Consider the following 19579-nt stretch of genomic DNA (forward strand, 5'->3'; position numbering starts at 1 on the left):
AAAAGTCTCTCCTCCTAACTCCTCCTCCCTCTTAGTATCAAAACTAGGAGGATGCTGACTCATCTGAGACATTATTTAATATTTCATTCCTATTTTATTAACAATAATATCGGCGACGATTTATTTCTATTAAAAAGGTCTGATTATGGTAGCTCCCTTCTGGAAAAGGGCTTACCTGGCCCTATTAAGCAGTACATTCGTTTTACTACTGGCAAGCTGTGATAACAATAGTTCTTTACCCGAACCCCCGGAGGAACCGATGGCGCATATCCCTAATAAAGTACCCAGTGAAGCTGCTGTTGCCGGCAATTTTCAGGCAGTGATCCACTTGGTGGACATTGCTAAGTTAAGTCAAAACCCAACCACAAACCGTGATTACAGTACCAACACCCTCTACTTATGGAACGATAAAAATTGTGATGCCTTGGCTTCCCCTTCATCAAGCTGGAACGACACCAGTGCAACTCCCACTGGCAGCGATAATTATGGGCCTTACTGGGTCGTGCCGTTAAATAAAAATGAGGGCTGTATCAATTTTATCGTGCGTGATGGTAACAACAATAAATTGGTCGACAGTGACCTGAAAATTTCCTTCTCCGATTTCAGTAACCGTACCATCTCGGTGATACCCGGCAATCCTCAAATTTACGGCAGTCGTGCGGCAGCCTTTAATTCCGTATTTGGTATTTCTCAGGCTTCGGCACATTGGGTCGATAACCAGACTTTGTTGTGGTCGGGTGGAGCGGATAAGCCCCATGTCCGCTTATATTACAATCGGAATGGCAAGGTGGAAGCTAATGATGAAGGAAATTTCACCGATAGCTATCTGGCGTTAACACCGACGACTCTGAGCCAGAAGACGGCTGAGCGATTCCCGCACTTGAAGAAATTAACAGCGTTCCGCCTGCCAGAGGACACTGATGTCGATACATTGCTTACCGGTGAATTGGTGGCATTGGCGACCAATGAAACTGGCTTGCTATTGTCGGCTACTCAAGTACAAACGGCTGGTGTGTTGGATGACCGCTTCGCTAACGCTGCTGAGACATTGGAATATGGTGTGCTGGTTAGCGATACTGGTGTTACCTTCCGCTTGTGGGCGCCTACTGCTCAGCATGTTGGGGTGGTTATCTATGATGCAAATAAACAGGTCATCGCCAATCATGTAATGAATCGTGATCCTGCTAGTGGTTCCTGGTCATGGCAAGGTGATAAAGATCTGGTTGGCGCTTACTACCGTTATGCTTTAACGGTATATCATCCATATTCCCGTAATGTGGAGCACTACGAGGTTACTGATCCCTATTCCTACAGCTTGTCCACCAATTCGGAGTACAGTCAAGTCATCAATTTGGATGATGAGGCGCTAAAACCACAAAATTGGGATAGCCTGCTCATGCCGCGTTCGCAAAATACACCGGCAGATATTGCGCGTATGACCATATATGAAGCTCATGTTCGCGATCTCTCCGTTGCAGATGGCACGGTACCAGAAACTTGGCGCGGTAAGTATCTCGCTCTCACTGCTGACAACAGCGATATGTTCAAACACCTTAAGGCATTGAGCCAGGCAGGGGTTACTCATATGGAGTTGTTGCCGGTATTCGATGTCGCTTCTATTAATGAATTCAGCAATGAAGTGGCTGATCTGAATCACCCGTTTAGTCGTTTGTGCCAAGTCAACCCAAAGGTGAGAAATAGCCGTTTCGCTCATTATTGCAGTAGTTCACAGACTGTGGGTGAAGTATTGCAGAAATTACAGCGTGGTGACAGAGCCAATAACCCGCAGGTACAAGAGCTGAATGCAATGATTGCAGAAACCGACTCCTACAACTGGGGCTACGATCCGTTTCATTATTCGGTACCAGAAGGTTCTTATGCCACTGATGCGGAAGGTTCGGTACGTATAAAAGAGTTTCGCGCCATGATTCAGGCCATCAAGCAGCAATTGGGGATGAATGTGATCATGGACGTGGCGTATAACCATACCAACGCCGCCGGGCCGACGCACCGATCCTCGGTATTGGATAAGGTAGTGCCTTGGTATTACCATCGTTTGAATGAGATCACGGGTAGTGTTGAATCTAACACCTGTTGTCACGATACGGCTCCAGAGCACCGCATGTTCGCTAAACTCATTGAAGACTCGTTGGTGACTTGGGTTAAGGGCTATAAAATCGACGCGTTTCGATTTGATTTAATGGGCTACCATCCTAAGGCTCAGATTTTATCGGCACTAGCAAAAGTACGTAGGATTAATCCATCGGTCTACTTTTTCGGTGAAGGTTGGAATTCCGGGCAGGGTGACCGTTTCGAGATTGCTTCACAGATTAATCTTAAAGGTACTGGAATTGGTACTTTCTCTGATCGACTGCGCGACGCGGTACAAGGTGGCGGGCCGTTTGATTCCGCTGACACTATTCGTATTAACCAGGGGATAGGCAACGGCGCAGGAACATTACCGAACGAAATGGCTTGGTCAGATACTAATGAGGCACGTCATCTGGCGGATCTGGTACGTCTTGGCATGGCGGGCAATTTGGCTGATTTTGTGATGATCAATAAAGATGGGGCAGTAAAAACGGGTCGGGAAATTGACTACAAAGGCGCTATAGCCGGTTATGCCGCTGATCCAATTGAGGTGATCAATTATGTCTCTAAGCACGATAACCAAACGCTGTGGGACATAATCAGCTACAAAGCTGCACGTGAGGCGAATCTGGCAACACGAGTTCGTATGCAGGCGATATCCCTCGCCACGACATTCCTTGGACAAGGATTGGCTTTTGCTCAACATGGATCGGAGCTACTACGTTCAAAATCTTTTACTCGCGATTCCTATAATTCCGGCGATTGGTTTAACCGTGTTAGCTACACCTATCAGGATAACAACTATGATGTTGGTATGCCGGATCAGCGTGTTGATGGCGAAAATTATGCATTGATTGAAAAAGTGAAAAATGTGGTAGATAAACCGGGCCAGACTGAATTATTACAGATGACGGCTTTTTATCAGGAATTGTTGCGTTTGCGTCAATTTTCACCACTGATGACTCTTGGTGATGGTGTATCGGTTAAACAACGTGTTGATTTTCGTAACGTTGGGCCGCATCAGCAACTTGGATTGCTGGTGATGACCATAGATGACGGTAATACAACGGGCGATGACCGTGATTCGCGATTTGACGGCCTAGTGGTGGTAATTAATGCGGCTCCACATCCTGCCACGGTAAGAGATCTTAACGTCAGAGGGTTGAAGTTGAATGAAATTCAGAGAGAGCTAGGTAGCATTTCTCTGGCGGCGGGTACCAGAATCGCGAAAGATGGCACGGTCACGCTGCCGGCTTGGTCGGTAGCGGTGCTGGTTTTGCCGCAGGATGGGAAGCGCGGTATTGGTTTGCCTGTCCGTAGAAAGTAACGCTTAGGAATTTTCCATTGTTTACATCGGGGCGGTTTGTCCAGACCGCCCATTTTTATCTTGAAAGGGTACCCCTCCCGCTTTTATTGTTGGTGATAATTGACATCATCATGTTGCTGCTTGCTTCACAAAATAGGTGGCTTTATAAGCTTAATTTTCCCATTGGTTACGGCGCTTAATAGTTTAAAAGTCAGTAATTTGTATTGACATAATAAAAAAATATGATGATATGGTTTTATTCGATTGTAAATTATACAAAATTGTTGGTGGTGGCTTTTTGGAAAGGATGGCAGTAGGTCAATGCTCATCTCATCGCTTTTTATTCATCACCACACAGAAGGAGACAAGTTGAATTTCCAAGGATTACAGGCAAAGTACCGCCGACTATTTCAGGAAAGTGCTGCCTGGAAACTGTTGAGAGCTGATAATGCTCCTTTAATTTTGGCATTTTTGGGGGAATTGTTTTCCGAGGATAGTGAAGTCCCTTTTAGTCGTGCTCGTGTGTCACTTGATGCAGAGTTGGTACGCTGTCGCGAACTTGGTCTTTGGGAAACTGAAACGGGAGCGGGCACTTATCTCAATAAATGGATTCGGGAAGGCTGGTTGCGTGAGATGGATGACACATTAACTAAAACGGATGCCAGTGAAATTGCACTCCGTTTTAGCCAGGGGCTTGATGAACGCAATTCAGGAACTACTGCGTCTCATCTTCGAATTGTGCAGGAAGCGGTCAGGGACTTTGCAGTAGCGATTAGCCCAAATGCCGATGAGCGTGTCGCACTTTTGGAAGATAGAAAATCTGAGATCCAAAGAGAGATTGATGCTCTAAGGGCCGGCGTTGTGACCGAATTAACCGGGGCTGAACAGCGGGAAAGAATTCGTGAAATTTACCAACTGGCTTCTGTTTTAACGGGTGATTTTCGCCGTGTTGAAGATGAAATTCGTCGGTTGGATCAGGAAATTCGTATTCAAATTATTGAGGGGGACTCCACCAGAGGAGATATCCTGCTTGCTGTTTTAGAAAAAGAAGCATTACTGGCTAAAACGGATGCCGGTAGTGCGTTTGAAAGCTTTTTTGATTTGTTATGTGATCAAAATAGAACTATGGAGCTACGAGATCAGCTTCGCAGTATTTTAAGTCGTCCGGTCGCAGAACACTTAAGTGCCCAACAGCGGCAATTCTTAAGTCAGCTCATGAGAGAACTAAGCCGCGAGAGTGACAGAGTTTTTCAAATTAGGCGAAGAACGGAAGAGAGTTTACGTGCTTACATAGAGAGTGGTACTGCTCAAGAAAATCGTGCGGTTGATAGATTGCTTGGTCAATTAGAACGACTCGCTATTGAATTGAAGAACTCAGGTTATGACTTGCAAACGGCAACAACGCTGTCATTGCCTGTTGGCGCGGCAAGTATTAGCTCTCCTGAAAGCATGCTGCTTAAATCACCTGATGAAAAGCTGGATACTTCAGGTGCTGAAGAACAGCTCAACTCTCGGGAACCGAGTATGCAAATGCTGGATTGCCTTGATGTTGTTCAAATTCGATTAATTGCTGAGAGAGCGTTAGCAACGTTAAAAGAGTTTGGTCCAATGACAATTGCGTCTATTGCAAATTATCAGCCGATTAATTCAGGGTTGGAGGAGTTAGTTGCCTATTTGCGGGTGGCCAAATCTGTCGGGGCTGCATTATTGGAAGAAAAGGAATCAATTGAAATCAGTGACAAACGGGGAGTTCGCTTGCGGGCGTCTATACCCACTTTCCTGCTGAGTGCCGACCTGTTTCCAAACAGTTTGGATGAATTGGTTCTTTAGACGGTGAATGGAAAATGGTTGTAGATATATATAGTGAGGGCTGTAATGCATGTAGGTAAAAAGTTGAAGAAAGATAAAAGCGCCCTCGCTACCTCTGGGAAGTCTCATTCCGATCCTCAGGAAGAACAGAAAACAGGGTTCTTCGATCAGTTGATAAAACACCATACTCAATCAGAGTATGACCCGCTTACAGATACAGCCAGCGTTGAATCTGATGTTGCTTTTTCGGTTATCAATCAAAGCTCATCCTGTGAAGTTGATGATGAATCAATCAGTAAGCACGCTGAAAACTCAAACAGCGATATGCCGCCTGATGCGCGCCGGGTGTTGGTTAGCTTGCTGCGTCAGGGGGTTATCTTGTCTTCGCAGAAAGCTAAATTGTTTGAATTACTTTGTCGATACCAATGTGCTGTACGCAAACATCTGTCAGAAGTCTATTTGAAGTTAGTCTTAGATGAAAAAGCCGGTGTCGCCTTTATAGCTGGCTTTCAGAATGAGGAAGATACTGAATCATTGGGTATAGATGATGAAGAGGTTGTCTCTCTGATTAGCCGAAGGACGCTCTCTTTATACGATACATTGTTGCTGCTAGTGCTGCGTAAACACTACCAGGAGCGGGAAACATCGGGAGAGCAAAGAATTATCATTGATATAGAACGTATAGAATCCCATCTGACGCCGTTTTTACCGCTGACAAACAGTACTAAATCTGACCGGAGAAAACTTAAGGGCGCTCTTGATAAAATGGTAACGAAAAAAATATTGAGTTCAGTCCGGGGAAGCGAGGATCGCTTCGAGATTACGCCAGTGATCCGTTATGTAGTCAGCGCTGAATTTCTCGAAAGCATGCTTAATGAATACCTGAAAATGGCGGGAGAGAAGGGTATTGAGCTAAATAAAAATGGCAGCGCCGCTGTTGATTATCAAGATGAAGAGGAATAGACAGGAGATGAAAATGACTGATCAAACTCTTTCGGCTAATTCATTATTTCATGTTGGTCAAATCAGATTAGCTGAACTCTCAGTTTATAACTGGGGGTCATTTAATGGCTTGCATACCGCGTTGATAGATCCTATGGGAACGCTGGTCACTGGAGATAATGGCGCCGGAAAATCGACGTTTATTGATGGCCTTATGGCTTTGCTGCTTCCTGCTGGAAAGGCAACTTTTAATGTGGCTGCGGCGCAGGGTGATCGCTCTGACCGAACTTTACTTTCCTATATGCGGGGAAGTTTTGGATCTGCCCATGACGGAGCGGGGACGAGAGTCAGAAGTAAGCGTGAATATGGCGTGGTGACTGGGCTTAGGGCTTTGTATCAAGGTGATGATGGGTCAAAAATCACGCTTGCGGCGCTTTTCTGGATTACTAAATCGACGAATGTGCTTGCGGATGTGACACGCGTTTATGTTGTTGCCAAAAGAGACCTGACTCTTAAGGAAATGCTGAATGCTTTTGGGAACGGTAATGCTCGGGCATTCAAGCAATGGCTTCGTGATGACCCAACGATTACGTGCTGTGATGATAATTTTTCTGATTATCAAGAGTTGTACCGAAAGCTCCTGTATATGGACAATAAGAATGCGCCTGCGCTTTTGTCGCGGGCGTTAGGTCTGAAAAAAATTGATGATTTAACCGGGTTGATTCGTGAATTGGTACTGGAACCGAGTACGGTCAAGGATGATGCTAAAAAGGTCGTGGAAGAGTTTGCTGATCTGGTGGCAATTCATAGTCAATTAGTGGATGCAAGAGCACAAAAAGTGCACTTATCCAGGTTACCTGAACTCAACGCAATTATCGAAAAAACAACGAAAGAATTTGCGGAGCTGATAGCTGAGAAAAATAGTCTCCCGGTCTACTTTGGGGAGATTTTCGCACAATTGTGGAGTGAAAAAATTGCCGATATTAAGGCTGAACTGGAAGCGCTACTCCTCAAAATTAGCCAAGCTGAAGAGCAGAAAGTGGATGCGAATAAGTTGGTTGAGCGAAGGCACGAGGAATATCTTCAATTTGGTGGGGATAAAATAGAGTCGCTGAGAAAAGAGGTTGATCATACCCAAGTTCAATTGAGTCGGGTGGTTAGAAATTCATCGCAATATCAAACTCATGCCAACGAGCTGGCTCTTCCCTCTGTATTAGAGGAGGCGGTGTTTCTTAAAAATCAATCCGTAGCATCAACCCGGCTTGCCAGTATTCAGCAAGAAGAAGGAGAGTATCAGGACAGGTTTGCCACCATCAGTGCTAAATTCAGTGGGCTACAAGCCAATATCCATGATATCTCTCAGGAAATTCGTGAGATCGAGGCAAGACCCGATTCCAATATTGATGTGAAATATCAGCAACTGCGAGATGAACTGGTTAATTCCTTGGAATTAAGTAAGGACCAATGTGTATTTATCGGTGAGCTTATCGATGTCGAAGATCGTGAAAAGAGCTGGCAGGGCGCGATAGAGAGGGCGTTAGGCGGGTTACGAACCACACTTGCTGTGCCACATCATTGTTATTCGATGGTGACTCGCTGGTTGAACGCCCGGCATACGGGTTTACATGTCCGTGTTCAAGTTGTGAATGATTCTACGACTCAAGGCCAATCGGCGGCGTTTAAGTCTGATGGTTATCTAAAGAAATTGGTATGGCGTAATCACCCTTATCGAGAGTGGCTCAAGCACCATTTGCAGCGATTTGACCTGCAATGTGTTTCAAGCACGGAAGAATTGGATCAAACCCCGTTTTCGATGACACAGCAGGGGCTAATGCACATGGATAAGGGGCGTTTTGAGAAAAAAGATCAGCACCGGATAGATGACAGAAGGCGCTGGTGTCTGGGTTTTTCAAATAAATCACGTTTAGCCATTCTTAATAACGATAAAAAAGAGTTAACTCTGCAACTGGCGGAAACCGAGAAAAAGGTGAGTCAAGCCCGTCAAGATTTGAATTCTGTTTCTGATCGTAAAATTCTTTGGGAGAAGATCCAAGGTTACCGCTGGGATGATATTAATGCTCCTTACTGGCACGAAAAGCTGTCTGATTTGCAGGCTGATCTCAAGGTGTTGGAACAGTCAGGGGGTGATCTTGAGAAGGCCAGAGAGCGTTGGGAATCTGCTAAAGAGCAGCTAGTTCAAATTCAATCGGTATTAAATCAGCTCAACTCTGATTCTGGCGGCGTTAAAAATACGCTGAAAAATGCAAAAGAAGAATGGAGTAAAGCGCAGGCAAAAGCGTCGAAAGGATTACCTGATTCAGCCAGGCAATTACTTGAGATTCGGGTTGGCGTACTTAATACAAACGATTTAGGCCGGATGTCTGAATTGGTGTTGAAAGTTGAAGACGATTTGGAACGTCTGTTAGATATTAGCCGAAACAGTAAAGACAAAGCGGAAAGATTAGCCATTAGCGTTATGGTCTCATTCAGGTCTAACGATAAATGGCAAGTCTTCACGGTTGACTGGCAAAGCAATATTGATGGCTTACCGGATTATCTTAATCATTTGCGACAACTGGAAGAGGAAGGGCTTCCCAACCTTGTGGAGCAGTTTATTGAGCGGTTGAATAAGCATGCAACGCAGTCACTGGCGCGGATTAAAACTAAGCTTGAATCTGAACGGGAAGATGTCCTCGAGCGGATTGATATCATTAACCGGGTCCTCAAGCGTACAGAGTTTCGAGTGGGGACACATTTAAAGCTGGGTTCAAAGAGAGAGAAATTCCCACATGTTAATGAGTTTGAACAGCATTTGCGTAAGGTGCTTAGTCAGGTAACCAGTGATGACCATGAAGCACGGTTCCGTCAATTGGCTAAGGTAGTTGAAATACTTGGGAAAGCAAGTGCGCCGGGCTCCTCAAATACATTGGAAAGTTTAAGGCTGCTTGATCCTCGTTATCAGATGTCGTTTTATGCTGAAGAGTTGGATAGTAATACCGGTGAGATTCGTGATGTATTGGAGTCATCCAGTGGAAAGTCAGGTGGGGAGAAAGAGTCATTTGCGGCGACGATTGTAGCGGCAAGTCTGGCCTATGTTTTGACGCCAGATGGCTATGATCGACCGGTTTACTGTACTGTTTTCTTGGATGAAGCATTCTCAAATACGGCTGAAACGGTAAGTCGGCGTGTGCTCCGAGTATTTAGAGAGCTCCATATTCACGTTAATTTGATTACGCCTTATAAGAACTTGAATCTAGCAAGAGAATCTGCTCGTTCCCTGCTCATTGCGGAAAGAGATCAGGAAAACCATGACAGCCATTTATGTGAAGTGACTTGGGAAGAGATTGACCGAAGAATGAACGAAGGGAAGGAGAGAAAGTTGCCTGATGAGGCTGCTGATCTGGGTATTGAGTTTGAGAAACTGACATGAAAAGAGGGCAGTATGAGGTGAGTTGGGGGTTATTGCCAGCACAAGTTAAGAGCATCATTAGGCAGTGTGAGTGGGATAGTCTTCCCTCACTAAAAGCCCGGTTACTGGGCATCAAGGCATTCCCTATTCGCGTTGGCTTGAAGCCACCCAAAGGGAATTCTGCCATATTAGATATCATTCATTTCCAACGGTTTATTGATGAGTGGAAATCATTTCCCCATCAAGATGTCGTGGAGTGGTCTTCTAAGAATTTCAGGGAGCTATCTGAGCAACGCATTCCAACGTTTGTTGTCATTGAATCGATGCAATGTCTGATTCAATTTTTAGGGAGTGATGCCCTTTCCCGAAGTCAGGTATGGGAAAGAAATATGAAGCCATTTTTGCGGGTTGATAAAGATCTCTATCCTGCATTGGTTAAGCGTATAGATATTGTGGAAAAACTTTCGTTGAGAGATGCGGAATTATTAGCAAAGCTGCTGCCGCAATTAAAGCAAGGCTTAGGGGAAGGACAATATCTAAGAGCGCTGCCACTCATTGGGATTGATACTAAGTTTCTTGAGAATCACCAAATCCTGATCGAAGAGTTGGCCGATATCATTCACGATGGGGCTGTTTCGGCATCAGGTGGTCTTATTGCTTGGTTGGGGTGTTCAATAAATCCTAAAGGTTGGTTAACTATCAGGCCGCTTTGCCGTGCTGCGATGGCTGAACTTGGTGGAATACCGATACTACAAATACCCGGCGAATTACTTAGACAGTACGAACTTCCGGCTTCGAATATATTAGTAGTAGAAAACCTACAGTCTGGTCTGGCATTACCCGAAATGTTTGACACGATCGCGGTGATAGGAGGAGGGAAAAACATTGCTTGGATGGATGCAGTCTGGTTGAAAGATAAACGTGTAGGATATTGGGGAGATATTGATACTTGGGGTTTGTCTATTCTCAGTGACGCCAGAAACAAGTTTGTGGATATTGAGCCTCTGATGATGGATGTTGAAACCGTTAAAGTTCATGAAGAGAGAATGGTTCCTGAATCAAATCCAGTTGAATCCAATCCTTCATCGCTAAATGAGGATGAAGCAAAGTTGTTTAATGATCTCATTTCTGGCCGGTTTCAATCTTCACGTTTAGAGCAGGAGCGCCTTTCATCTGATTACATTAGAAACAAGCTCATGAATTGGCTGTCCTAACACAGAAGGGAAGCCGCCAGACGCGATGTGTTTTCTATTTATCATTATCAGAAATCGTCATTTTCTTGGTATACATCGAAACGGCGCGTGATCAGATTGGCAAACGCTTGGCTCGCAGCGCTTCGATATGCGCCACGGCGCCACAACAGTACCGCATTGCGTTGCGGTAACGTAGGTTGAATGGCAATGGAATAAAGCCCGGTCTGTTCGTGGGCTATGACATCAGGCAACAAAGTTGCGAGTCGTCCCCGACGGATAATTTCTACGATTGCACTGACGGAGTTGGCCTCAATTGCAATGTGTGGTGTGATCCCCTGTTTCTGGAAGTACAAATCAATATGGCTCCGTGTTGCAAAATCTTTACTGAGTAGTGCTAACCCTTCATGTTCCAACATTTTTGCCGTCAATGATGTTTGTTGACCAATGAGTCGATGCGATTGACCAACGATCAGGCTGAGTGTTTCGATGAACAATGGTTCGCTATCAATGTCGGGGGAGCGCACTTCTGAGAACGCGATGCCGAGATCAAGTTGGTTCTCTGCTAAAGAGACTTCTATCTGATCTTGTGTCATTTCCTTGATATTCAACGTAATTCCTGGATAAAGCGCGTTGAAACGTTCTACCCAATGGCCGATGAAATAAGCGGTGAAGGTTGGGGTCATTGCTAGCCTGAGCAATCCGCGGCTTAAATCCTGCACATCATGAATTGCACGCTTCCCAGCATCTAGATCCTGCAATGCACGACGGGCGTAACTTGTGTATACCTCGCCAGCGTCAGTCAGTCGTACAGTCCTTCCAGAACGATCGAACAGTTGCACGCGCAGTGACTCTTCAAGTTGCCTGATTTGTTGCGATAAGGTTGGTTGCGAGACATGAAGTTCTTCTGCGGCGCGCGTGAAGTTCTGATGTTCGGCAACTGCCAGCAGATAACGAATGTGTCGTAGCAGCATATCAATTAACTATTTGAAAATAAAATGAAAATAATGACATCTTGATCTTTGAGACTATAGAAAAATTCGCTCATTTTTCACCTGTTAGCTGTCTTATCGGCCACGATGGAGTGAAGACTATAAGCGCTTCCTGAACATGTCAACGCCGGTTTGCTGTTCTGTACGCCAGTGCCTGAAATAACCAGTGCTTGAAATAACCAGTGCTTGAAATAAAGAGTGTGACTACGGGTTTGTTAACAAAGGTGTCGTTGTAGAACGACAATGAACTATTGGAAAATACTATAGCGATGATAGTAATCCGATCTTTGACGCTATAGATAAATTCGTTCATTCTTTATCCATCCGCTTTCTTATCGATCACGATGGAGTGAAGACATGCAGGATATTATTGAAGGCTTTTTACAATTCCAGCACGAGGTATTTCCAAAGCGTTGCGAGCTTTTCAAGCGGCTTGCCGTCAGCCAAAATCCGCATACTTTGTTTATTGCGTGCTCCGACAGCCGTGTGAGTCCAGAGCTTCTGACGCAGAGTGAGCCAGGCGATCTGTTCGTGATACGCAATGCTGGTAACATCGTTCCGTCATACGGCGCGGAATCTGGCGGTGTTTCCGCTACCGTTGAGTATGCGGTCGCTGTGCTTGGGGTCACCGACATTGTGATCTGCGGACATTCAGATTGTGGCGCCATGACCACAATTGCAACCTGTAAATGTATGGATCACCTTCCCGCGATTACCCGCTGGTTACGCTATGCGGATTCTGCGAAAGCCATTAATCAGGCACGTGCGCATGTTAGTGAAATTGCTCGACTTGATTCGATGGTGCGTGAAAACGTAATCGCTCAAATTGCTAATATCAAGACCCACCCGTCCGTGGCGCTTGGGCTGGAACAGGGACACTTGAATCTACACGGCTGGATTTACGACATAGAGGCTGGTTCGATCGATGCTCTAGATGGCTTGGTCGGCCAATTTGTTTCGCTTGCGGACTATCCGCATGTTTCTGCAACGCAATCCGTGTTTCACCACGGCATTTAAATAGCTTTATTAATCCAAAGGAATCATTATGACACAATCTCAATACTCCCAAACTCCTCGGCTGGCCCTTACTGATGCTATCATCGACGCCAAAACACGTAAAAATTTGACGTTTGAAGATATCGCGCAAGGAACTGGTTTGAGTCTCGCATTCGTCACCGCAGCACTGCTCGGCCAACATCCTCTGCCTGCCGATGCTGCGAGGATTGTGGTTGACCGGCTTGAACTTGGAGAAGATGCTTTCCTTCTGCTGCAAACCATCCCTGTGCGTGGCAGTATTCCCGATGGTATACCGACTGATCCGACTATTTACCGATTCTATGAAATGGTGCAGGTTTACGGCTCAACCCTTAAGGCGCTTGTTCACGAGAAGTTTGGCGATGGCATTATCAGTGCGATTGACTTTAAACTTGATATCAAAAAGGTCGATGATCCTAATGGCGGTTCACGAGCTGTGATTACGCTAGATGGGAAATATTTGCCGACTAAGCCGTTCTAAAACAATTGCAGTTGTTGGCATCGGCAAGAGGTTTGAATTTGAGAGATAAACCTCTTGCCGTTTCAAATTAAAGTTTATTAACTAGCCACTTCGGTTTTTGTATAAAATGTATAGGGAGTCGGATCAAAATTGCCGTTTCGCACCCTGAATGAATGAGCAAAATCAGGCCATACCAGTGTTAGGCGCTTATTACGGGAATCACGGTACCAACTTGTACAATTATCTCCAACCCATACCGTACCATTAATCTGCTTTTGTAATTCAGCTATATAACGATCTTGAGCTTCGGGAGAAACTTCAAGTATGTAGTTGTTATTCTTCCTGCTGTATTCAATAGCACCGAGAATGTACTCTATTTGAGATTCAATCATGTAAATAATTGAGTTATGAGTAAGCGTCGCATTTGGTCCGTTGATAATAAACAGGTTTGGAAAGCCTGTTACTGTGGTTGATGCAAAAGCTTCCATGCCTTGAGCCCAGTGATCGGAAAGACTAAGACCGTCGCGGCCGTGAACCAGACGGGCATAAGGTGGTTGGGTGGTTTGAAAGCCAGTACAAAAGATAAGTACATCAAGCGGATAACGGTTGCCGGCTACCGAGATGGCGTTTTGTCCGTCAACTCGTTTTAAGGCTGATGTTTCGAGTTTAACGTTATCCCGAAGAAGAGCGGGATAATAACTGTTTGAAATCAAAATCCTTTTGCAACCAGGTTCATAACTCGGAGTAAGTTTTGCGCGTAACTCTGGATCGGGGACTTGCTGTTTAAGGTGCTCTGAGGCTATACGTTTTAATTCTGCGACATATTGCGGAATTGAACGACGGGCTGGATACAGGTCTTCAAAGTGCCAGAATATATTTGAACGAACTGCGCGCATAGACTCTGGATCGCGTCGGAAAGTCTGTTTTTCAATATCAGAATAACTTCGGTCAGGATGTGGAATAATATAGGATGCATTTCGCTGGAAAATAACGAGTTCAGAGACACTTTTAGCCACTTCAGGAACTAGTTGAGTTGCGGAAGCGCCCGATCCGATGATGCCTACTCGCTTATCTTGCAGAGATATGTGGTGTTTCCAGCGGGCTGAATGAAAAATTTCACCGGTAAAGCTGCTCAAGCCTTCAATTTGTGGCAGATTTTCATCTGTTAAATGCCCAGTGCCTGTTATCAAGAATCGCCCACTGAAAACCCCCTTGGCGGTGATAACTATCCAGCGCTCTTTTTGGTTGTCCCAGTAGGCTTTTTCAACGTTGGCCCCAAAACGAATATGAGGCAATAATCCTTCATCCTTGGCGGTAGCTTGAAGATAGGCATATATCTCATGACCGGGTGAAAAAACATGAGACCAGTCAGGATTAGGGCGAAATGAGTAAGAGTAAAGATGTGAGGGTATATCACAGGCTACGCCGGGATAAGTGTTATCGCGCCAGGTGCCTCCTACATCATCTGCACGTTCGAGAATAAGAAAATTTTGCTGAGATCGCCGCTTAAGCTGAGCTCCCATACCAAGGCCGGCAAAGCCGGCGCCGATAATAATAATCTCTACATCTGTGACCTGTGATATATCTGTATCTGGTGTATTTTTATTCATCATAGTTCTCCAGAGGATCAAAGGGATTATGGCAGGTCTGAAGGGATGATGGTTCCAGCAGGATAAAACGAAGGGTTTGCGCAGAATTGATCAATAACCTGCATCAACTGCGAAGGACGCTCATAAACGACGGCATGTCCACACTCTATCTCTATAAAGCGTGCATCCTGAATTGCGCCAAACAGAGCTTTGCTGTGGCGGATAGGCGTTATTTGATCATGTGTACAGCCAATAATGAGTGTTGTGGCTTTTATCGTAGGAACAATTTGAGTGATATCAACCCGGCCATTAAGGTCCATTTGTAACGCTTCAAATTCCCCTGGCATGGCATTGTCGAAGCTGACGGCAAACTGATCTGGAAGCATATTTACATGATTGGGAGAACTGAAAGCGCAAAACATCACAAAGTCTGCAATAGCAGGTGATTGGATATCATATAACTGACGCCAGACAGATAAAAATCGCTCTGACTGTAAATCTGTTTTCATCCATCCTGCGATCAGAACTAAATTACAAACCAGATCAGGACGCTTAGCGGCAACAGAAGCAGTAACGGCAGCTCCCAACGAGTAACCTATCAGTGTGACAGTCTCTCCTAACGCTGCTGCTTCAATAACGGCTTCGACCTGCTTTTCGAGATGTTCAAGAGTAAGCGTTTCGTTTGCTTTTACTGGTTGAGAAAAATCCAGGGATATAATTCGATTTTCTGAGGCAAGCAGTTGAAAGAGGTAACCGAAATGTATCTCTGTGCTGCCGCCAGTGCCATGTACCAAGACAATAGGATTTCTCTTGGCGTTATTCTTAATTGGATCGAGAGGTTGAGATGTGAAGAATTTTACATCTTTTCCATCTACGTTTATGACACTTTCGTTGATATGAAATTTTTGCTCGGATTTATTCATGATAATTAAATATTCCCTGATAGATATGGGTTATATAGAAGCTAAGTACATACAATTTAACAATTATCTTGTTAGTTGCTTAATTAAATTAATAACTAAGTATAGAGTTATTGTCAAATTATAAAATTAAAATAATGCCGTGCTTGAATATTTATATTATTATAAATCTCAATGTTTGGACTTGTTTATTATGTTTTTGTGATATTTCAGGCAGGAAAAAAATAAGTTTCAATCTATTAATTAATATGGAAATTTATTGTTAGGTTGAATGGAAGGAATATGAAAATATTAAAAAGCCAATATATTGGAATGTTTTATTAATTTTTTATTTCACATTGACAGATTTTCATCCTCATACCATAGTGATTACATCACCTTTATTTTATGTGATTATATTATTAAATAATTTTCTTTATCTATTATTTAGGTGCTATTGATTAAGAATTTATATATAACGCTAGACTCGGTTTATACAATTCAGCATATGTAATCTGTTTCAGATAGATAAAACTGAATAATGTCATCAGATATTTAACACACCTGTTCAGGAGATGAAAAATGTCTACTCAAATCGTGAATGAACAAGATCCGCAATATGCAGTGGCAGAAGGTGAGAAACGTGCTATACGCACGATTAAGCTATTTATTTCTCTGGGATTTATCGCCGAGGCTGGATTTCTGTTAATGAGTTTTATTTTATTTCCCGACAATGGCCCGTTGGTATGGCGTCTCGTATGGGCGCTTGGTTTATGCGGTATTGGCATGGGGGCTGCCGTTGGGGGACTGACTTACTTGGTATCAGCACATTTCACGCCAGGAAGTACAGGCGCTTATATCATGACCGCGGTGAGTAGCACTCTGTTATTCAGTGTTTGCCAAACACTTTGTTGGGGCTTGGATCACAACGTAGGGCTGAATTATTGGGGTTCAATAGAAATGCCGTTGCTATTCCTGATTAAAGGATATACTGCTGCGCTCCTTGCTGGCGTTCTGGGTAGTTTTCTTCTTAACTCTGTAACAGGTGCGAGATTCCTTGCCCGTCTCAAGGTTTTCTAGTGAATAAGAAATTAACTTTGCCCAATAGTTTCGCTATTTCCGTATTTCTGGCTGTGTTGGCTGCATGCCTGAATCTTATATTGTGGCGTGCTGATATTCTGGAGATGGCGCATAGCATCCCGTTGAAGGGGTTAATGGTTATTTGGTATATCTTGGGATGGGGTTTTGCTCCAGGTTGCCTGACCGTGCTCACCATCAATTCAATCAGGGGAAGATTGCCTCAGATGGTGGGTTCGGTGATCGCCATGTTTATAAGCTCTCTGTTAGTTACAGGGATTTGCGGTTTGGTTTATGCCTACCTGACAAACTCTGCCTTTATGCAAATTGCTATGGGAGGAGAGGCTCATCATCATTCCACGGTAAACAACGGAACTATTCTTGGTTTTATTGTGCAACTGCTACCCAGTTTATGTGCAACTGTTATCTCAATCATGAATGCTTTTTCGATAAAAATTGGGAAAGCAGTTTAAGTTATGAGCTCTAAATAAATGCTTGGTGGTTAAATTGCTATTATTATGTTGATTTTATTACTTGTGAATTAGCTTCCAAAGCGTAGCTAGTCGACGGTTCTCCTCCCATCTTGTCATGGTGCTCAGTTCCCCGACATAAAGCGAAAGATATTAGGCCCCAGTTTTGTGAATGCAAGATTGGGACTTCCTCGCCAATACGGCTTTACAGTAAGTTTTAAATTCGCTGTTGTTTCTTTCCTCTCTGGTGTGCTGGATACAGAATTCACTGATGTCGATTCCTCTACCGTCTGATATTGTTAGATTGACTCCTCCAATTACTCTGGTTTTTCGTAAGCTCAAGGGAAAAGTTTTGACTGATGTGTAAGAACGTCATAAATCGATAAATAGACGGAAATGAAACCAACAAATAGACGCTATGAAAACCAGCATTTGGACGGTGTGGTAACCAGCAAATAGACGCTATACAAACCAGCATTTAGACGAGAGCGTAGCTAACAATTAGCTTCATCGGCTGACAGAGATTGGCAGGGTGGCATCTGACTTTATACAGGTAACAACTGCCTACCAATTAGCCACATACCGAACACATTTGCAGTACCAATTAATGCGCTTTGGGGGCATTGATATTTACCACGTCCTAAAGGACGTGACTCCCTACAGGATTTGACCGTAGTTTGAATATCTTCTATGAGGCCCTGCTTCAACGAATAGCTTAACTGCCTCTTTTCTCCACAGAAAGGTAAACATCCTGTCTAAAGGACGTTTTAATTTAGCCCAAACTTCACTTGAAACCAGCCTCCATGCAGATAAATACTGAAAAAATTAATAAATTATAATTTTTTAGTAAAAAACGGTTGAAATATACTAAAAAATAATTAAAACTGTTTTTACTACATCGTGATATATATTTAGTAAAATGAAAGGAACCTCACAATGATAAGTGAAGCTTTGGTAGAACTAGCCCTGCGTACTTTATCCTGTACCCAAAAAGAATTAGCCAGTCGACTTGGTGTATCACCCACTCAGATCACCAAATGGAAAAAAGGTGAACATATGTCGCTGGATATGGAAAAGAAACTCCGGGATGTAGCAATGATAGGTGAACTGGATCCTGAATTTATTCTCTGGGCGGGTTCTTATGAAGACGCTGTTAAATGGCAAAAACTCATATACTGTCTTGCTAGGATGGCTCATGAGAATGCAGAGACTGGGTATGTTACTACCCCCTTGCTGGATGATATAGATATTTTATGTTCAAAAGTTTCCAGAGTACTTACAGACATGGGGATAAAGCCGCCGAAGTCATTCCCTGAAGAGCTGGACGTTGATGAAGATGATGATGAGGAATTTTGGGAGGCGATAGAAAAGGATAATTACGCTAATATCATCTACGAGATCTTCAATGCACTTAATAATGTTTATGGCTTCTACGCTGCTTACATTTCTGACCTCATCTATGATGAAGAATTAGGTTTATTTGAAACAGAGGCAGGAAACATTGAGCCTTGCTTGGTTGCTCTGGCGGCCTGTAAAATTGAGGTTGATACAAAACTAGCTCCTGGACATAGAGAATTTAAATATAATGTTATGGAAGATTACGAAGAATGGCTCAATATTGTTAAGGATAAAGCTTTTCGGGCTGGTGTTCCTCTTAGAGCAGAATTGCTTGCGTTAATTTATAATTCTGACGACGATCTCGGTATCGAGGCTGAAAAAGAAAGCTTGGGATTCAATTCTTCACGTATCCATACAGACATTTATATGAACGAACTTCTGGTAGGCATGCGTACAATTCACCAAGTTCTTCCCGCGATATTGAAAAAGCTGGAAATTGACAAAGAATAATGTACAGACTCTTTAAACTGGATCCATCTGCTTTTCATATAGAATGATTCTGCTATTAAACACCAGTTCATCTGGCGGCCCCCTAAAATCAGGGTGTTCTGCCAGATGTATAACGAGCAGTACATATCTGTAGAAGTGGGAATATTTCTTCCTGCAAGAGGCTATCGCAAAAGGCCGACATTTTTTCCTCAGAGCGAATACAGAGATTTATTGCCTATTATTGGCGCTGCGGGATTTTCATTAATAGTTCCTGATAATTATGTAATTCATAACGGATAATTATTAGCTTCTGTTCCAGAGATTTCTGTCCTGAGGATAGGTTATAACTTTCAATTCTGCATAGCAACTCGGAAGCTAGCTGTTGGATCTTTGCAGTCATCTTCTGAAGATGACGGTTATCTTTATGATCATCATTTTTATGACGTCTATCATCTACCACTATCCACGCTTTTTGTTATTTCA

General features: G+C 43.7%; 14 protein-coding genes. 10 read left to right on the forward strand and 4 right to left on the reverse strand.

From position 1 onward, the window contains the following. The first annotated feature begins 145 nt into the window (after positions 1-145). The 5 genes from pulA to TI10_RS13415 all read left to right on the forward strand — a co-directional run bounded on the left by pulA (position 146) and on the right by TI10_RS13415 (position 10771). Entirely contained in the window at positions 146-3418 is a 3273-nt protein-coding gene (gene pulA / locus TI10_RS13395; protein ID WP_074524895.1) for a pullulanase-type alpha-1,6-glucosidase, read from the forward strand. Between the two features lie 300 nt (positions 3419-3718). Further along, positions 3719-5227 (forward strand): DUF3375 domain-containing protein, encoded by a 1509-nt coding sequence (locus tag TI10_RS13400; protein WP_244161585.1) that lies wholly within the window; start codon positions 3719-3721, stop codon positions 5225-5227. A gap of 45 nt (positions 5228-5272) precedes the next feature. Further along, positions 5273-6169 (forward strand): DUF4194 domain-containing protein, encoded by an 897-nt coding sequence (locus TI10_RS13405; protein ID WP_049583863.1) that lies wholly within the window; start codon positions 5273-5275, stop codon positions 6167-6169. A 13-nt stretch (positions 6170-6182) separates the two neighbouring features. Beyond that, positions 6183-9578, forward strand: coding sequence for an ATP-binding protein (locus tag TI10_RS13410; protein ID WP_049583864.1), 3396 nt, complete (start codon positions 6183-6185; stop codon positions 9576-9578). Next, positions 9575-10771: a Wadjet anti-phage system protein JetD domain-containing protein gene (locus TI10_RS13415; RefSeq protein WP_049583865.1), complete on the forward strand. Its 1197-nt coding sequence runs from the start codon at positions 9575-9577 to the stop codon at positions 10769-10771. Before TI10_RS13410 ends, TI10_RS13415 begins: the two co-directional genes overlap by 4 nt. A 47-nt stretch (positions 10772-10818) precedes the next feature. On the opposite strand, the gene cynR is transcribed toward TI10_RS13415, so the two are convergent. Together cynR and TI10_RS25085 are read right to left on the reverse strand one after the other, a co-directional pair. Continuing rightward, positions 10819-11721: a transcriptional regulator CynR gene (gene cynR / locus TI10_RS13420; protein WP_049583866.1), complete on the reverse strand. Its 903-nt coding sequence runs from the start codon at positions 11719-11721 to the stop codon at positions 10819-10821. Between the two features lie 139 nt (positions 11722-11860). Further along, complete coding sequence (locus TI10_RS25085) at positions 11861-12052, reverse strand: hypothetical protein (protein WP_139180495.1); 192 nt, start codon at positions 12050-12052, stop codon at positions 11861-11863. Positions 12053-12096: 44 nt separating this feature from the next. On the opposite strand from TI10_RS25085, the gene TI10_RS13425 reads away from it, so the two are divergent. After that, positions 12097-12756, forward strand: coding sequence for a carbonic anhydrase (locus TI10_RS13425; RefSeq protein ID WP_049583867.1), 660 nt, complete (start codon positions 12097-12099; stop codon positions 12754-12756). Positions 12757-12784: 28 nt separating this feature from the next. Then, positions 12785-13255: a cyanase gene (gene cynS / locus TI10_RS13430; protein WP_049583868.1), complete on the forward strand. Its 471-nt coding sequence runs from the start codon at positions 12785-12787 to the stop codon at positions 13253-13255. Positions 13256-13332: 77 nt separating this feature from the next. On the opposite strand, the gene TI10_RS13435 is transcribed toward cynS, so the two are convergent. Beyond that, positions 13333-14847 (reverse strand): flavin-containing monooxygenase, encoded by a 1515-nt coding sequence (locus tag TI10_RS13435; RefSeq protein WP_244161586.1) that lies wholly within the window; start codon positions 14845-14847, stop codon positions 13333-13335. Positions 14848-14870: 23 nt separating this feature from the next. After that, complete coding sequence (locus TI10_RS13440) at positions 14871-15746, reverse strand: alpha/beta fold hydrolase (RefSeq protein WP_049583872.1); 876 nt, start codon at positions 15744-15746, stop codon at positions 14871-14873. 558 nt (positions 15747-16304) lie between these two features. Here TI10_RS13440 and TI10_RS13445 point away from each other — a divergent pair. The 3 genes from TI10_RS13445 to TI10_RS13455 all read left to right on the forward strand — a co-directional run bounded on the left by TI10_RS13445 (position 16305) and on the right by TI10_RS13455 (position 19117). Beyond that, the gene (locus TI10_RS13445) at positions 16305-16802 is read left to right on the forward strand and encodes a hypothetical protein (protein ID WP_049583873.1); all 498 of its coding nucleotides are present in this window, start codon (positions 16305-16307) and stop codon (positions 16800-16802) included. Beyond that, positions 16802-17272, forward strand: a complete 471-nt coding sequence (locus TI10_RS13450; RefSeq protein WP_049583875.1) for a hypothetical protein — start codon at positions 16802-16804, stop codon at positions 17270-17272. Before TI10_RS13445 ends, TI10_RS13450 begins: the two co-directional genes overlap by 1 nt. A gap of 933 nt (positions 17273-18205) precedes the next feature. Further along, entirely contained in the window at positions 18206-19117 is a 912-nt protein-coding gene (locus tag TI10_RS13455; RefSeq protein ID WP_049583878.1) for a helix-turn-helix domain-containing protein, read from the forward strand. The last annotated feature ends 462 nt before the right edge of the window (positions 19118-19579 follow it).

Origin of the sequence: Photorhabdus luminescens subsp. luminescens, assembly GCF_001083805.1 — a bacterium.
Taxonomy (GTDB): Bacteria; Pseudomonadota; Gammaproteobacteria; order Enterobacterales; family Enterobacteriaceae; genus Photorhabdus; species Photorhabdus luminescens.